The organism is Aulosira sp. FACHB-615 (assembly GCF_014698045.1).
Classification (GTDB): domain Bacteria; phylum Cyanobacteriota; class Cyanobacteriia; order Cyanobacteriales; family Nostocaceae; genus Nostoc_B.
On sequence record NZ_JACJSE010000028.1, the window covers coordinates 33,841 to 49,767 of the forward strand.

The 15,927-nt window shown below is 41.9% G+C and carries 15 protein-coding genes and 1 pseudogene; 5 read left to right on the forward strand and 11 right to left on the reverse strand.

What is annotated here, in order from left to right; translation table 11 throughout:
- The first annotated feature begins 10 nt into the window (after positions 1–10).
- A complete protein-coding gene (locus H6G77_RS28185) occupies positions 11–838 on the forward strand; it encodes a KilA-N domain-containing protein (RefSeq protein ID WP_190873312.1) in 828 nt (275 codons plus the stop codon).
- 474 nt (positions 839–1,312) lie between these two features.
- Positions 1,313–2,044, forward strand: coding sequence for a hypothetical protein (locus H6G77_RS35925; RefSeq protein WP_242049330.1), 732 nt, complete (start codon positions 1,313–1,315; stop codon positions 2,042–2,044).
- Positions 2,045–2,387: 343 nt separating this feature from the next.
- Here the strand turns inward: H6G77_RS35925 and H6G77_RS28195 are convergent, their stop codons facing one another.
- From H6G77_RS28195 to H6G77_RS28225, 7 genes are all read right to left on the reverse strand, one after another.
- Entirely contained in the window at positions 2,388–3,026 is a 639-nt protein-coding gene (locus tag H6G77_RS28195; protein WP_190873313.1) for a hypothetical protein, read from the reverse strand.
- A 228-nt stretch (positions 3,027–3,254) separates the two neighbouring features.
- Positions 3,255–5,705, reverse strand: coding sequence for an RHS repeat-associated core domain-containing protein (locus H6G77_RS28200; RefSeq protein ID WP_242049331.1), 2,451 nt, complete (start codon positions 5,703–5,705; stop codon positions 3,255–3,257).
- A gap of 114 nt (positions 5,706–5,819) precedes the next feature.
- Positions 5,820–7,034, reverse strand: a complete 1,215-nt coding sequence (locus H6G77_RS28205) for an RNA-guided endonuclease TnpB family protein (protein ID WP_190873314.1) — start codon at positions 7,032–7,034, stop codon at positions 5,820–5,822.
- A 33-nt stretch (positions 7,035–7,067) separates the two neighbouring features.
- Positions 7,068–7,457, reverse strand: a complete 390-nt coding sequence (locus H6G77_RS28210; protein ID WP_190873315.1) for a hypothetical protein — start codon at positions 7,455–7,457, stop codon at positions 7,068–7,070.
- A 79-nt stretch (positions 7,458–7,536) separates the two neighbouring features.
- The gene (locus H6G77_RS28215) at positions 7,537–8,076 is read right to left on the reverse strand and encodes a hypothetical protein (protein ID WP_190873316.1); all 540 of its coding nucleotides are present in this window, start codon (positions 8,074–8,076) and stop codon (positions 7,537–7,539) included.
- A gap of 44 nt (positions 8,077–8,120) precedes the next feature.
- Positions 8,121–8,429, reverse strand: coding sequence for a hypothetical protein (locus H6G77_RS28220; protein ID WP_190873317.1), 309 nt, complete (start codon positions 8,427–8,429; stop codon positions 8,121–8,123).
- Positions 8,430–8,507: 78 nt separating this feature from the next.
- Entirely contained in the window at positions 8,508–9,086 is a 579-nt protein-coding gene (locus H6G77_RS28225; RefSeq protein WP_190873318.1) for a hypothetical protein, read from the reverse strand.
- A gap of 126 nt (positions 9,087–9,212) precedes the next feature.
- On the opposite strand from H6G77_RS28225, the gene H6G77_RS28230 reads away from it, so the two are divergent.
- The 3 genes from H6G77_RS28230 to H6G77_RS28240 all read left to right on the forward strand — a co-directional run bounded on the left by H6G77_RS28230 (position 9,213) and on the right by H6G77_RS28240 (position 12,876).
- Entirely contained in the window at positions 9,213–9,578 is a 366-nt protein-coding gene (locus tag H6G77_RS28230) for a hypothetical protein (RefSeq protein WP_242049332.1), read from the forward strand.
- A 278-nt stretch (positions 9,579–9,856) separates the two neighbouring features.
- Positions 9,857–11,524 carry a hypothetical protein gene (locus tag H6G77_RS28235; RefSeq protein ID WP_190873319.1) on the forward strand — a complete coding sequence of 556 codons (1,668 nt, stop codon included), beginning with the start codon at positions 9,857–9,859 and terminating at the stop codon, positions 11,522–11,524.
- A 101-nt stretch (positions 11,525–11,625) separates the two neighbouring features.
- Positions 11,626–12,876 carry a hypothetical protein gene (locus H6G77_RS28240; RefSeq protein WP_190873320.1) on the forward strand — a complete coding sequence of 417 codons (1,251 nt, stop codon included), beginning with the start codon at positions 11,626–11,628 and terminating at the stop codon, positions 12,874–12,876.
- Here the strand turns inward: H6G77_RS28240 and H6G77_RS28245 are convergent.
- From H6G77_RS28245 to H6G77_RS28260, 4 genes and pseudogenes are all read right to left on the reverse strand, one after another.
- Positions 12,875–13,197, reverse strand: a pseudogene (locus H6G77_RS28245) (transposase); the annotation flags it as partial. The gene H6G77_RS28240 and the pseudogene H6G77_RS28245 sit on opposite strands and share 2 nt — an antisense overlap.
- A gap of 217 nt (positions 13,198–13,414) precedes the next feature.
- A complete protein-coding gene (locus tag H6G77_RS28250) occupies positions 13,415–13,624 on the reverse strand; it encodes a hypothetical protein (protein WP_190873321.1) in 210 nt (69 codons plus the stop codon).
- Between the two features lie 161 nt (positions 13,625–13,785).
- A complete protein-coding gene (locus H6G77_RS28255) occupies positions 13,786–15,093 on the reverse strand; it encodes an NF041680 family putative transposase (RefSeq protein WP_190873322.1) in 1,308 nt (435 codons plus the stop codon).
- Between the two features lie 411 nt (positions 15,094–15,504).
- Positions 15,505–15,927, reverse strand: coding sequence for a hypothetical protein (locus H6G77_RS28260; protein ID WP_190873323.1), 423 nt, complete (start codon positions 15,925–15,927; stop codon positions 15,505–15,507).

Below are 15,927 nucleotides of genomic sequence, written 5' to 3' on the forward strand. Positions count from 1 at the left end.
CAAAAACTGAATGCAGTACGGGTCAAGTGCTGCCGATATTTTCATGCGCCAAATATTAACCTTTACCACGAATAATTTTATGACACCAGAATTTACGCTTGAAATCGCTCAACAGTTGCATAACAGCAACCAGATTATAGATTTTGATTGGGCTTGGTCAGTGTTGGGATATAGTACCAAGAGCAATGCCAAAAGAATGTTGACGGCATACTTTGAACGAAACTTCGATTATTTCGTACAACCCGAAGACGAATCGCTGGAACCTTTACCATATCAAGTTTTCATCACTTGGGAAGAAAATTCAAAAGCAGGTAGACCAGTCGAAAAAATCTATTTGACAACCGAATGCTTCAAAGAAATGGGGATGTTGTCAAAGAGTGAACAAGGTAGACAGATCCGTAAATACTTTCTGCAATGCGAAACCATTGCCAAAGAATCAGTCAAGTTAATTCCTCAGCTACAGCAACAAATTCAGGAATTACAAAACAATTTCGCCCAGCTACAAGCCCAAATCCAAACCCTGTTACCTCCGTCATCTGACTTCATGCCCCCTGGTTGGGATGCCGAAGTATGGCAAAGTCTCGCACCGCAAGATAAACGTCATTTCCGGTTTTTGTTCCGTCGTCGCAACTTCAGACCATCTACAAAAAATGAACCACTGGCTTTACCTACTGTGGACACAGAAGCCTGGAAGCAAAAGCAACGCGATGAAGTAGCGCAGTTAATAGGTGAAGTCTCGCCCGAAGAGAAACAGCAATTCCAGGCAGTAAAACGCCAAAAGCTTAGGGAATTTTGGTCACAAGCACCCGAAGAAGACCAAGAAAATATGCCGTTTTAACTAATTTTGACAAATTTTAGAAGGTGGAATATGAGCAGCATTGCATCTGCCGAAAGGTTTTCTGTCCTGGTTATTCTGCGCCGGGAGTATCTTGATATCACCGGAAACTTCTGCGCGGCCAAGCTAATTGAGTATTTCCGGCACTGGACAAAGTGGAAGATGAAAAACCATCGTACACCCTGGATTTACCAGCCTCTCAAGAAAATCTATCTTGACCTAATGGGTGAGCATAGCCTTCACGTAATCAGGAGTGCAATCGCTCTGCTTGACGAGATGGGTATTATCTCAAAGCAGAAGAATCCCGGTAACGGGCAGGATAGGACTTGGCAGTATAAATTGAACTTTGATGTATTGAATAAGCTGCTTGGAAAAAAACAGGGGAGCAGGGAAATAAGGAGCAGGGGGATAAACACTTTAGAGGATTCAAGATTAGAGGAAGAAGGCATTCTCCCTTGCTCCCTGCCCCCTGCCCCCTTGCTTCTTATTGAACACGGCAGAGGCAAAACTGAACATCCCAAAGTCAGTGCAGAACAATACCACAGATCCCATCCAGAAGCTTCAAAGCCACAACAACACTCTGCTGTTGAGCTTGAAAAAAGTGAGGAAGTGGAAAACGAGATTTTGGAGAACCAAGAAGGGATTTGTCAAAGCCCAGAACCAGAGTTACCCGAAATTACTCACTTCGTTGAAGACATAAAACTGGTTGACTCAACTACCGAGACAGTTACTTATGAGGACAATTTTTCCGCCGCCCCGGTTGCGTCAAATTTTTGTGACGAAGACTTTGGTGATGATGACTACGCTTTTGAGCGACAAGAAAAATCAATACAGCCTAGCAACCAGGAAGTTCAGGAAGTGCTGCAACAATTACGAAAAATACCTTGCACTCCACAGTTTCGGCTCAACGCAGAGATTCAGCGTACAGTTAGGCGGTGCTGGGATAATGTACCGGGTGCGATCGCTTATTTGAAGGAGGCGATACGGACTTGGAAGGGTATCAAGTCACCAGAAGCTGTGTTTTTGGCGGCTTGTAAGGAGGGACGGAAGCCGGAGTCAGCACAGGCTAAATCGGATGTGGTTGCTTGGTTTGATTGGGCGAGGCGACAAAGAATTGTGATTGCGATGTCGGGGGACACTGTATACACGCCGGATGGTGAGGCGGTTGCGTTGGCCGAGATGATGCGGCGGTTTCCTGTGGGGGAGTAGGGGTAAAAGTTCTGCTCTGTCTGTACCACAGCCTGAAAAATGGTAGAGTGAAGTGAATCGCCATCAACATTTAACTCCGCACTGTTTTTTCTCTGTCTTCCAGGTACGTCTGCTGACTTCTGTCTGCTTCCTTATACAGCAATATTGCCAATTCTTGTACGTAGGCTTTAATTGGTTCTTGTTTATGCTGATTAATGGTGAGTCATGCACAGTTTTTATTTCTTCTCATCATTTTCTCAACATCTTTTGTATCTCTTCACAAAACTAGATGCTCCCAAGAAAAAAGTTTTTTGCTGTTTATATTAATACTCATTACTGTCGTTAATACGGGTTATAGCTTTTGTTAAAATCTAAATATTTGTCCTTGAAATGAGGCTATTGGAGCGCATTTTAAATGAAATTCTATTAATACTGCCCTTGATTCAGAATACCATCTTTCATCTGCAATTGGTACATATGCTTGAAACTCTGCACAAGACCCAGAATAGGGATAGCTCAAATTTTGGATTCGGCTTTCAGATTTCTCAGCCCATTCAGGAAGTTTAATTTGTCTAAAAAAATTTACTATTGTATTCTCAAAAATAGTTTTTTCCTGTTTATTAAGTGGTTTTTCAAAAAAGAAAACGTACCAGAAATATCCAACCAATCTATCATTTTCTTCGTTTCTAGCGGCCTGCCAGTCTAGTTGGCTTACAGAAGGCTTTTCAAGAAAGCTCTGAATACACTTTTCCGGTGAAGATTTATCGATAACAGCACGAATACGTTGGTGTCCTAATTCTCTGGCAATCAATAAATATTGGTATCCACGAACTACAAATACAGACTCAGCACACACTCTAATTGTAATAGTTGGTAATGGATAAAATTTTGAGCAATAGTGTCGAAGATGTTCATAAATAAATGAATTTTCCTCTTGATTAGGTAAGAGAGACTTATCAATTGTGACTCCATCTATGTTTAATTCAACCAATAGTATAGGCATTACTTATAATTATTAGTATTATCTAGCATATTGAATTTAAAAATTAACATTTAAAATTTCGGTGCTACATATCTTTACAGGAATCTAATCCATATTTTTCTCAGCAATAAGCTGATGAGCATTTAAATTGCATCAAATCAGGGCTTAAGCCCTTATTATAAGCGAATCTGTCTGAAAAAATGAATGACGATTAGCTTATCTATGCTTTTCGTAATTTTCTCTAATATACTAGACAAAACTGTACCGGGCAAAGGTATCAAATTCAGGTATTGCATTGTATGGAATTAGTGTTTCTGTCTGCCCTGGTGTAGGTGCTTGAGGAACAGGTACCTCGACAGAAATTCCGTATTTTGCTGCAAATATACCAAAACGCTTTTCAGGTACAATGGCAGAGAAAATGCCTTCTCCTCCTCCTGAACCATCTCCAGCTACTAAATTAGCATAGTATGCTGCCGTTGAATACTGACTTGAGAAGTATACCCCTTGTCGCTCTGGACTATTGCCATAGTACCTTTGAATATTAATAGTCCTTTGTAAAGAAGAACTTATACTTTGGGAACTTACTATTTCTAATGCAGCATAGTATGTTGTACCACGATAAAAAGTAAGATTTCTATCTAATTCTTCTTTTTGTAAAGTTGTTGACGTGATGTAACCTATCGTAGCAAGTATTGCTAGAATTGCAAAAATAGCATTAGACTCGCCTAAAGTAGTGGAAATAAACCCAGTTGGATCGATAAAGTAAACTGGATTGTCATTAGCATAAATATACTTGTGCAGCGTCAAAGGTTCTTCCAGTTTTCCTTCATATGTATCCCTTCTCAAAAACCTTCCATTATGAGCATCATAATACCTTGCTCGATTATAATAATCTCCCAATGCTTCATCAAACTGCTCCCCAGCAAACAGATACTTGTTCTCCACTCCACCTGTAAAGTTAATTAACTCTCCGTAAGCCTCATAGTTATAATTGCTGACAATACTTCCTGTAGCATCGGTCAATACCCGCGTACTACCTAAACCATCAATATGGTAGAAACTACGACTGTCACCCTGTTCCTGAGCAATCAAATCATTGCCGTAGACATACTCGACTTGCACGGCACCATTAGGAGAATATTCTTCCAAAACTTGGGCATAAGGCTGCACATCATCTATTAAATACCGCGTTTCAACACCATTAACCGTTGATGCAACTCGAATACCATTATCGTTATATCGATACTGCATTGATTGTTGTGTTACACCATTGGCATCTTTTACCCTTGCAGCAATCAATCGGTTCTCGTAATCCCAGGTGTATTCAGTTGTAATGCCATTTTCGGTCTTGGTTAAGGTATTGCCATTGTTATCGTAGGTATAATTAACAACTACCTGTTGATTCACTGTCTCATTTAACAATCGGTCATTGGCATCATAAACGTAATCAGTAACCGTTGTAGCACCGTAGACAGTCTCACTCTTAGTAAGGCGATTGCCTACCTTATCGAAGGTATAACCGTAGATGCGATTTCCATTAACTGCATCAGTGATTTTCTCTTGAGTCAACCTATATAAAGTATCGTAAGTGTAATCAACAGTGCGTCCATTCTGCTCGACAACTTTGGTACGGTTGCCCACCTTATCTAGCGTGTAGGTATAGCTGGACAGAATACTATCACCCCGACGATTTTCTAGATACTTTAACCTGTTAAGGTCATCGTATTGACGGATCTCTGAAGTACCATTAGCAAAGGTAGTAAGCACCAAATTACTTACTGCATCATAATCATAATCTGCTGTAGTAATCCCATTTTCAATTACTTTGTCGAGACGGTTGCGAACATCGAAAGTATAGTTAACAGTACCAGATGCGGTAGTAACTGAAGTGCGATTACTTGCTGCATCATAGGTATAGCTAATACTGCGGCTAACCCCATCAATATTATCAGTGCGTTTAACGAGGCGATCGCGCTCGTCATAGTCGTAGTCATAAGTCGCAGTAGTTTGACCATTAGCATCAACAAACGCAATCACATTTTGCAAACCTGTATCCGTATGAGTATACGTTACCTTCGATCCGTCCTGGAACTGTTTCGAGGTCATCCAGTTCATGGAGTCGTAGCTATAGGTTGTAGTATTGCGATTAAAGTCAGTGTAAGTCTTAAGGTTGCCGACAGAATCATAAACTGTGTCAGAGCGTTGATCCATTGGCAAGATTACTGCCGTGCGACGACCCACGCCGTCGTATTCATACTTGGTGCGATGATCGTTGGCATCTTCGATCCAAATTAAATTCCCAACTTCGTTGTAGCCGTATTCTGCCCAGTCTTGAAGCGCATTCTTCACTCCAGTCAAGCGACCCAGCGTATCGTAGCGGTATTCAGTCCGCTTGTCATTCTGGTCAGTCATCGCAATGCGCCGACCTAAGTTGTCATATTCGCTAGTAGTATCAGTTTTATCGTTGAACTCAGTCTTGGTCAACCGCCCTAAATCGTCGTACTTATATGTAGTAGTGTGGTTGAGCGCATCAGTTTCAGCAATCCGCTGTCCTGCTTTGTCATAAGTATAAGTGGTTTTGGGGTTATCTGTTAAAGTTGCAGGTGTATCATCAGAATAAATTACCTGAATTTGCCGCCCTGCCATATCATAGCGGATCTCTGTACGATTGCCACGCTCATCGATTTGTGCTTTAACCAAGCCATCTGTGTAATACTCAGTGCGAGTTCTAGGATTATCATTCCAGTCATTTGGTGTTGTGTCTGGAATAATAGTTTCAATTAGCCTACCAACATCATCTTGACACTCCCTGAATTATAAATTCAGAGATTCTTGCATCTTCGGGATTCCAACAAATTTACCCTCAACAAGCATCTTGACCGTATGCCCTACGGCTGCAAGCCCTCTTTGAAGAACTACCTGCGCGGCTGCAACATCTCTATCTGATGTATAGCCGCAGTTTGAACAAACATGAGTACGTTCTGAAAGCTCTTTCTTGCCTGTATCGGTTCCACAGCTTGGGCAGATTTGGCTTGTTTTGTGACTGTCCACTTTCTGAAAATAGACACCGCGTTTAAAACAGGTTTGCTCCAGGATGTTGAAGAATTGACCCCACGCCGCATCTAAGCAGTGTTTACCTAATATGCTGCGGGACAACCCGACTAGATTTAAGTCTTCAACAAATACCATCCCAACACCATTGCAGATTTGGTGAGACAGTTTAAAGTGCCAGTCCTTACGACAGTTAGCAACGTACTCATGTAATTTTGCTACTTTCTTAATAGCTTTGTGCCAATTATTCGAGCCTAACCGTTTTCTGGAAACACGCTGTTGCAGCAATTTAAGCTTGCGTTCGGCATCTACAAAAAACCTCGGACGTTTGACAGTTAACCCATTAGAGGTAGCAATAAAACTTGTCAATCCGACATCAATTCCTACTGCTTCACCGTGCGGGATTGGTTGTGGTACATCTACATCCCACTGCACAATGAGCAGTATATACCAACCAGAAGCACGTTTAACAATTTGAGCTTGTTTAATCCTGCCACTATCAGGGATTTCTCGTGATTGATGAAATTTTACCCAGCCAATCTTGGGAAGCAGTATTTTTCCTTTTTGAATTGAATTAACTCCTATCTGCGGAAACACAAAAGAGCGCATCTTCTCTGGTTTTTTGAATCTAGGGAAACCGTGTTTTTGTTCCCACAGTGCAACAAAAGCTTTCTCAAGGCGTTTTAATGTTTGTTGTAAAACTTGTGCTGAAACTTTCCTAAGTTCAGGATATTTCTTTTTTGCTTGGGTTAACTTTTCGGATTGATTAAAATAGGTTGGTCTTGGTGTATCGGCAGGAATTATGTACTCAGAATGTAACGAACAAGCATTAATCCGACAACTACGAGATTTAATCCAGTCTTTACGCTCACACAGCGCATAGTTATAGACACGGCGACATTGTTCTAACCAGTCTTCAAATATGGCAATTTGGCTTTGTGTGGGTTTAAGTTTAAATTCGTAAGTCAGATGAAACACTTGAATTATCTCCTAGTTGTTTCTAATTTTTGATTAACCAACCAAATATCTAACAACCTGCGGATCTATTGCCGCAATGCGTTTTCTAATTGACTGCGGTGGATTCTTGAAAAACTGCTTCAAATCCTGACTTTTTACTTGATAACAACTGGTACAACGTTTTTTGGCTTTGAGCCAACCTTGTCTGACCCAATAAGTAACAGTTGTTGGGTGTAAACAAAGGTTTTTGGCAATCTCACTGCAACTGTAATTATCAAGAACTGGGCAAGTAGAATACCCCAAAGAATACAATTTATTCTTAACGGCTGATACTATGCGATGATAACCGCGTCTTTTTAGCCGAAAAACTATTTGTTCTGGGGTGTACATTTCTGCCATTTCTTCGAGAGTTCCTAGCTCTTTTTCTGCCCATTTAGTACACATTAGTAAACCTCCAAAAAATTTATCAAAATAGTACTAATATTTTTAGTTGCGATTTGTAATTGAATCGCCACTACAGAGTTCATTTGCTATTTTCTGGAGGCTCAAGTTCTACTTCCAGATAAGAAAGCGCAGTGTCAGCATCACCAATAGTTAGATCAGGCTGATATTCAAGTGTTAGATAATCGGGATGTTTTGCAATCTCTTGAATGAGGAACTTTGCACCATTAACTAAATCATGCAGAGATGGATAACGTGGTTCTTGGTTCTGTTGGGTAGTTTCTTCAGCCGGAGAATTAGCTGCTACAAGACTGACACCAACTGCTTTTAACTCGTGCTTTAGTGATTCAACTTGGTGCAAGTAGCTGTTAATTTCTGCCTCCAAAACTGTTTTTAAATCCTGTGGGGATAGCAGTTTTATGTCATCCTCAATCCGTGTTTCATCATCTTCAGTGTTCTTGTTTGGCAGCAGAATGTAACGCCAACCTGCACCATATTCTTCAGCTAAATATGTGTCCTCGGCGTAATACTTCATGCCGATGATTTGACCGCGTTCTGTGCGTTGTCCAAAGCCAAATTGGGGGTAATGCCAACCCGGAGGAGTCGAGATTTTTGGTTCCATTGTTTTAGTTAGTGATGGTTATTTGTTGAGATTGAAAAACTGATTTAAGCTGCAATATCGGGTGTTGCGTTGGTCATACTGGCAACCAAGAAAAAGTCATCGAGTGCCACTGCTGCGTTTAATGGCTGGGTGTACTGTTTCTGGTCTATCTCGTTTGTCCAATACATGATGTGTTGAAAGACCAAACCCAGCATTGATTCGCCTTTGTAAACACGGTAGATTTTGGGGCAAGCACCGGAACAGTAAACCAGCGTATAACCAGGGATTTCAATTAACTCTGCGTTTGGGTGTGTTGGGGATAAAAGTATTGGTTCGCAGCAATCGCCCCAGTCGGGATCTTGAAGTAAAGACATATTTGCTGTATTTTGCATTCATCGTGGTGAGAGAGCGATCGCTGTTGAAGGATGCGATCGCTTTTTTTACTGTCTGTACTACGCCGCTACTGGTTGGCTAATTCCCAACAGTGCGATCGCCTCATCAATACTGTCAGTTGTACGGCTCTGCCCCAATGGCCTTTGTCTGCTATACCATTGATCTGCGCGGTTGTATCCTACGAACCCCACTCGTCGGTTGTTGAAATAAAGGGTAGTGCTAAACGAGAGCCAGTCAATCTCTCCGTGAGTTAAGCCGTATTTTTGACAAGCTGCTTCAAGTTCTTCGCTGAGGCGGTCGTTGCGCTCTCTTGGAGTTTCGGGTAGAGTGGCTTTCACTTGCTGCACTCTTGTATGAAACCAGTTGCGATCAAATGGTAGCCGTCCACCGTCAAAAAACTGTACCCATACGGTAATTCCGGCTTCTATCCAGAGTGTACGAATTGAATCGGCTTCTACTTCGATAATCTCGGCAATGATGCGACGGTCACGAGATGTAAGCGGATCTGTGGTTGGGGCGACGGTTTGGGCTTGCTGATTTATGTACTGTGCGAGTTCGGCTTGGGCTAAGTCTTGTTCGTCTACTGTGTTGTAGTGGAAGCTTCTTGATGCTTGCGTTGAATATGTGAAGTGGTTCATAATAGAGTTCACCTTTTTAGGGACAGAAGGCGATCGCGCAAGTTTGTCAGGCGAGGGCGGTCGTCTTTTTGTTTTCTAGATATAATCTAGCAAATAATCTAGATTTAGTCAAGATAAAAATCTAGATTGTTAAGTTGGCTTACAATAAGCTTTACAGCTATTAGTCTGGATAAAGAGTATATTTTTGATAAAGATCAACAGAAAAATATGCCTGCGAACAAAAAGCCAGAGACACAAGGGCGAACTGCCCAGTTAGGTATCAAGATAGATGCCGATTTATATGAGAAGTACAAAACAAAATTGAAAGAAGATGGTGTATCGATTACGGAAGATATCGAAAACCACATGAGGAATTATATTGGCGAGATGATCGTCCAAAGTAATGTAGTGGATATAGTTAAGCTGGTTGAGGATGTAGAAGCCTTGAAGAAAGTCGTGGGGGAGTTACAACCGGGCTGGCAAGAGAGAATGAGCAGCTTAAAAGCCAGTTAAAAGCCATGTCATCTCAAATCGACAGCTTAGTACAAATAATGAAAACTTCACCCCCTCTTGACAGGGGGTGAAGCGTTTTTAAGGTCTGTCCTAATATTCTAGATAATTTTCTTGATTTCTATCTAGCCCGGTGTTAGATTTTAAGTAGCCGCAGATTTAACGGCTACTTAATTTTTTAGGCAATCGCTCTTCAGGCGAATAACATTTGCTATCCGCACTTGAAGCGCAAGGTAAACAAGACAAAGACAAGTATTTGCTTGTCTTATCCCTAAAATGCCATGCTGACACTAGACCGCGAAACAACTTCAGCACCCAGCTACAGCATTCTCAACACCAGCATCAAAGAAACCTTCACCGCCATTGACCGCTTTGAATGGCAAGCAGTTGATGAAATTCTCGAAATGCGAGATCAACAACTGTATCGTGAAGCTGGCTATCAAAGTTTTGAGGAATACTGCCAAGCTGAGTTATCCGCCTGGGGTGGATACCGCCGAATCAATCAACTGCTGGGAGCTAAAAAAGTTAAAGACACAGCTGATGAATTGGGCGAACACATCAAGAATGAACGCCAAGCCCGTTCGTTAGTGCGATTGGTTAAGGAACCCGAAAAACTAAAACAGGCTGTTGCGATCGCACTGCAAGATAACCCCTCCCCCAGCGAATCGGACTTTGCAGCTGCGGCTAACATTGTGGTTCCTCGTCTGCCAAGCAAAAAAACTATTGCTCAGGAACCAATGGTTCCTAAAATTCAAGAACCAGTGGTTCACCAAATCACAGAACCATTGGTTCCTCAAACCAACACAGTCACGATTACGTCACCAACTCATCCAAGACATGGGCAATCAGGAACCATCTCAGCTGACCCACCCAATCAAAGACAGCAGATTGTCACGTTTGAAAATGGCAGCAGAGAACTGGTTAATAATGCGGATTTGAGTAATGTCGCAATTAAGTCATTTACTACTGAGCGAACTTACCCCAAAGAATACGCCGAAGCGATCGCCCAACTGAAACAGCAGCACAAGCGGGAATTGGAACGCCTGGAACAGGATTTGAGGATTGGCTTGCAGACAGAAGCCAATGCCCAAGCCCAGCAGCAAGTTCAAGAACAACTGACCGCTTTACAAAACCTGTTTCAGCAGCAGAAGCAAAAAAACCTCCAGCTACAACAACGGCTTTTCGAGTTGGAAGGATTGCGACAGCTAGAACTTGAGAACCAACGGTTAAAAGGTCGTATTGAGGAATTAGAACGTGCAGTAGAAGAATGTCCCAATCAAGAATGGGGCAATACTCTTACCAAACAGGCAGCTAAAGCACTGAACAAAGAAGTCAGGCGATCGCTAGATAAAACAATCGACCTGCGATCGCTTGCTGTTGAGCCACCGAAAGAAAATGCCCAAGAATGCTTGCGACTGATGGGTATTGCTTTGGGTAATCTGGCCACAGCCATGAACAATACCAAAGCGTTAGAAGCTGCGGCGTTGATTCTGGGCAGTGAACCGACACCAATTGCGATCGCATACCGCGCAGAACAGCTACAACTCATACCCCAAGCTGTTAGTGATATTCGGGCTGTTTTGTCTAAGCCTGGGTGTAGCTGGTGGGACTATCTGGAAGTGGCGCAGGAATACGAGGTTATCAAAAACGACTACTGGGCGGAATTAACCTCACAAGAAACCGAGCTAATCACCGCTTTGGAGAAAACCGAATCCATACTCATTACGGAACCATTGGTTCCTGAAGAAACCCCTGTTGATTCTTCTAATGACGAAGTGATTGGGCTTGGTTCTATCGTTGCCCATTCTGACATCTACTTTGCTTTATATAACGCCAGAGGCGAAGTCATCGAAGACATGGGGGATGAAGTCTGGGTGGCTTGGCAGCATTGGAAAGACAAACCGAAAAAGACTGACCGATATTTCAAGAACGAATTGCGGCTGTTGTAACACGTAGATTGTGACTTTTTAGACAACGTTTCCAACTATTCATAACCCAGCGTGATCGCTTGGGTGAAATTGTCGTGCGCCAAAACTTAGGAGATTGTAAAATGACAGCAACAATTACAAAACCCACGAAAAAGCCGACTAAGGAGAAACCACAGTCTCCATACAAGCGGCTTCACGTCATTATCCCGATTGAAGATATGCTTTGGGCTTCACAGCAAAAACCGTCAGTTAACCAATTGTGGCAGGAATGCTGGACTTCTGACCCCTATGGTTCCCGGTGGATGTCTTTGTCTACAGCTTTGGGTTACAGCAGTTTTATCTGTGCAAAGAAAATTCTCTCTGAAAGTGGATTGTTCATTTTTAAGCCGGACAAGTCGATACAAGACGGACGCGAGACTGTGGGCTGGATGGTGCGGAATTTACATGGCAGTCGCATGAAAGAGTTTTGGGAGAAGGTCAATACTGAAAAACCAAATTCTACAAAACAAGAATCAAATGCTGAGAATGCAGAGGTGAATGCTGGCTCTGAAGAAATGCGTTGTAATTACACAGCGTCTATTTCAGACAAAACTCAATCAGAGCAAGGGTTTCAAAAACCCTCACGAACTGTTCAGGAACACCTCACAAACTCTTCAGTAGAGTTTGTGAGGTGTGTTTCTTCCACGTCAAACAAAAATTTGTGTGTTGATGAGACGGCTGACGCGCCTTTTGGGGGCGCGTCGCCTCAACCAGTCGAAAGCGTGGAAGAAGAGAAAGAAGAGAACAAAGAGTTACCTGCGGTAACGGACTGCACGACGCTAACGCTTGTGGATGATGTGCCAAGTCAATCCGTTTCGTTGACAGAAAAGAACCAGGATTTGGGTGATGAACCGGGAGCCAGTTATGAAGACCATTCTTCCGCCGCGCCCGTTGCTTTAAATTTAGAAAACCTCAATCAACCCAAAAACCAAGCTCAACCGAGTCTGTCTGCTTCGTTGCTAGAAAAGAAGCAGGAATTGAGTGATGATGCGATCGCACGTCATGAAGACACAGTTTCCGCCGCGTCTGCCGAGTCGAATTTGCCAGCACAGGAACCAAAAGTTCATAATGAAGGTGTTTGTGCTGTAGCGGCTGACTCCGATCCTGAGAAATGGTCTTATGAGGCTGTTGTCGAGCGATCAAGAATACGACCCTGGCGGATGGAAAAGCTCAAGATGGCGGAACAATGGCGCGAAAATCCTGGGGATGATTTTCTGATGGAATGTTGGCAGGACGACCCTGCTTTGAGGATTATGATCAAGAAATTGGTGGCGAAGTGTCCGCAGTGGGGGTTGGTTGCAGTCGAAGGGGTGCTGGTGAAGTGGGATAAGTAGCGATTATAACGGTGGAATGCTCATCTCTACCCAATTCTTTTCGTAGTTGTTGGCGCACTTGATCGTGCATTTTTTGCCAGATGCCTTTACGTTGCCATTTCTGAAAGTAGCCATGCACAGTGGTGTAGGATGGGAGGTCATGAGGTCACATTTTCCATTGGCATTCTGTACGTTGTACATAAAAGATAGCATTGAGAATCTCACGAAAATCCACTTCTACAGGATGACCAAACCCTTTAAGTGTTAGTACAAGTGGTTTTAATACCTCCCATCCTGCATCACTCAGATCGCTGGCGTATGTTTTCTTTGGGGATTGGCCATCTCAGGTAGACTAGTCCTCTTTTCTACCACTCCTCAACCTAATCCAGATTTAAATCTAATCCCGCTCACTCAAAATCTCTTTATATTTTCTTTACGAATCACCTCTAAAAATTTTTCTGTGATTCACGTATCGTCATTTAAGGTAGAGAATGGCAAGTAAGTAGTAGATTTATAGGTACTTTATTAAAAACTGCTATAATAAACTACTTCTACTCCACTATTCTTCTAATTTTACCAAGAAACTAAACCCACCAAAGGTAAAGCTTTCTTCTTCATCATTACTTGTATCGTCCTCCATTATAATACCTTCTGGAGAAATTTCTAAAACTTTAGCCCCTTGAGATAACAACTGGTTGACCTCTATTACACCAAAAAAACTAATGCCTTCTTGAGAGTTAAAATGTATACCTAAACGAATTTCTTTCATACTATTATTTTTTATAATTTGCTATTTGAATGTGGCTCTATGTAATTTTTGCTTCTTTCAATAGTATATTTTATGTACTGGAATTTAGACTAAGCAGCAAAAAATGACCCAGGAAGGCTGAGTTGAAAATAAATAGACATTAGACATAAAAATCGACAGTTTTAAGCAGATTCTGATTGTTGCTTACGTGGCTTAGTTGTAGTTTTTCTAACAACAGGATAGCGAATTCTACGTTGTCGGGGTTGTCCAGTCTTCCAACCTGGGGACTTTCCGCGAGGTTTGGGCGGACGGGCAGGAGTACCAATCTTCGCTAAAATGCTCTCCATTGCTTGGGCAACTCTTCCAGGAGTCAAACTAACCAATAACTTCTGCCAAGGTAGAGGGTTATCTGCAACGATATCACGGGCTAACCACAATTCCCAAGTCATGATGGGCATTAAGTCACTCCAACGCTCACATTGTTTAGGGGTACTTAGTTTGGGAAGAGTCCAGTGTAAGCGTTGCTTCAAAAATCGATACCAATGGTCAACAGTAAAACGACGCAGATAAAGTTGCCAAACTTCTTCTAAAGGCGGCATTTGTTCTCCAAGCCAAGCCAACCACAAAGGTTTTGAAACTCTCAAAGTTCCTTGCTCATTCAAACGTTCAACCCGAATCAGGGACATCGAACGTGTAGCGCATAAGCGAAAGTGTAAATTTGACCACAAGCTCACCTTGATGCGTCCTAGTTTGGCATGGTTTACTTCTATACTTTGAGTGGCTTCACTCCATGTCGAAGCATCATTCAACTTAAATTTATCACCATGCTTCCTCGGTCGTCCCTTGCCAGAATATGGTGGTGGTGCGCCCCACAAACATAAATTTGAACGCAAACGGACGAGAATATCTGCTTTGATATCGGCTGTTTTCAACAGGAAAGGGGCGCAACCGTATTCACTATCCCAAACCGAAATTGGTCTTGTAGGTAAATTTTCACACACCTGTTGTAGTTGCCACGCTGCTTTCTGTATTGGGCTTTCCCAACTGGTAATTCTCTCATGTCTCAAAGGTAATGCCCAACTGCCAGAATCTTCCGGTATCCAAGCAATGGTGCTATAGCCTTGACCAACAGTAATTGGTTTGTCTCCTCCCATTGAGACACTACTGTGTTCAATTGTTCTTTCCTGTAGTGTTACCGCATCTGGCCTTGGCCAAGCTGTATGGTCGCCTGCTAACAATGGGCGACTCTGTAAAGGCATTTGTTTGATGTATAACTGCATCAATTTCTGCCGTTGTGGTCTGCTATCTTGTAATGCTTCGTAGATGCTTGGCCACTTACGCCTAAAGGCTGGTGATAGCGATAAATCTGCCAAACTGTAAGCGTTTCGCGTCAGCAATATTGCATCCATCAGTTCAAATGTTGCATCATGCGCTCTTCCTAGATAGTTATACGCTGCTTGACGAAATTCTTTTAATTTGGCACGGTTCATATTGGCAGATGAGAATTGGTGGTTCTTTTCTCAGATTCTGCTAATAGGGGGCCTGTGTTCAAGCACACCCCCTATTTTTTCTTTGATTGCCTGCCATTTAGTCTAAACTCCAGTTATGTATTATTGGGTTTTAATCTTTTCATTTTGTTAACTCATTACAAAACTGTTAAATCTGGAGGTAAATATGCAGGGCAAGTCACACCAATTACAGCCATTCTTAAGTTGATAGAAAATACCACCTAAGAGTTATATTTTTGTCCAATTAGTGGGTCTGGTCTGTTTCTTAATCGGCAATATCTGAGGTATTAGAGGTTCAAAAATTTTCCACTCTTCGTCTGTAAGGCTGCTACAGTAATTTTAGCTGTTGGATAAAGCTTGTGCCTTTACTGTACTTTAAGACAATAAAAGATGTCAAATGGATTCTATAAAAGATTCTACTTGTTCCCTAACAGTTTGATGCAGATCCATTGCTAAAGAATTATGAAGTAATTTTATTATTGTTTCCGAGTCTAAAGGAATATACAATTCCTTAAATTCTTTTTTTAACCGAAATAAACAAATTATGAGAAATGAGGCTGTTGAACGCACATTAATTCTTGTATCTTGAGATAGGAAACAAAGTTTATTAATAAACTGTTCAATATCATGATACTTCATCTGATATAGAATGCGAAGTAAATTAAGAACTTGATAGTCAGTAAGATTCGGATCGTCTATTTTAACTAATAAATAATCGTAGGCTGTTCTTCCCATTTTTATAACTTTATCAGCTACATTATCAGGTAAATGTCTACTATGTAACTGTTTGATTAGCTTACTAAATGAATTATCCAA

Bases quoted from the DNA above. Each gene is read 5' to 3' on its own strand.
- H6G77_RS28185 (WP_190873312.1), top strand. From the start codon at position 11: ATGCAGTACGGGTCAAGTGCTGCCGATATTTTCATGCGCCAAATATTA.
- H6G77_RS28195 (WP_190873313.1), bottom strand. From the start codon at position 3,026: ATGCCTATACTATTGGTTGAATTAAACATAGATGGAGTCACAATTGAT.
- H6G77_RS28210 (WP_190873315.1), bottom strand. From the start codon at position 7,457: ATGTGTACTAAATGGGCAGAAAAAGAGCTAGGAACTCTCGAAGAAATG.
- H6G77_RS28215 (WP_190873316.1), bottom strand. From the start codon at position 8,076: ATGGAACCAAAAATCTCGACTCCTCCGGGTTGGCATTACCCCCAATTT.
- H6G77_RS28220 (WP_190873317.1), bottom strand. From the start codon at position 8,429: ATGTCTTTACTTCAAGATCCCGACTGGGGCGATTGCTGCGAACCAATA.
- H6G77_RS28225 (WP_190873318.1), bottom strand. From the start codon at position 9,086: ATGAACCACTTCACATATTCAACGCAAGCATCAAGAAGCTTCCACTAC.
- H6G77_RS28235 (WP_190873319.1), top strand. From the start codon at position 9,857: ATGCTGACACTAGACCGCGAAACAACTTCAGCACCCAGCTACAGCATT.
- H6G77_RS28240 (WP_190873320.1), top strand. From the start codon at position 11,626: ATGACAGCAACAATTACAAAACCCACGAAAAAGCCGACTAAGGAGAAA.
- H6G77_RS28250 (WP_190873321.1), bottom strand. From the start codon at position 13,624: ATGAAAGAAATTCGTTTAGGTATACATTTTAACTCTCAAGAAGGCATT.
- H6G77_RS28255 (WP_190873322.1), bottom strand. From the start codon at position 15,093: ATGAACCGTGCCAAATTAAAAGAATTTCGTCAAGCAGCGTATAACTAT.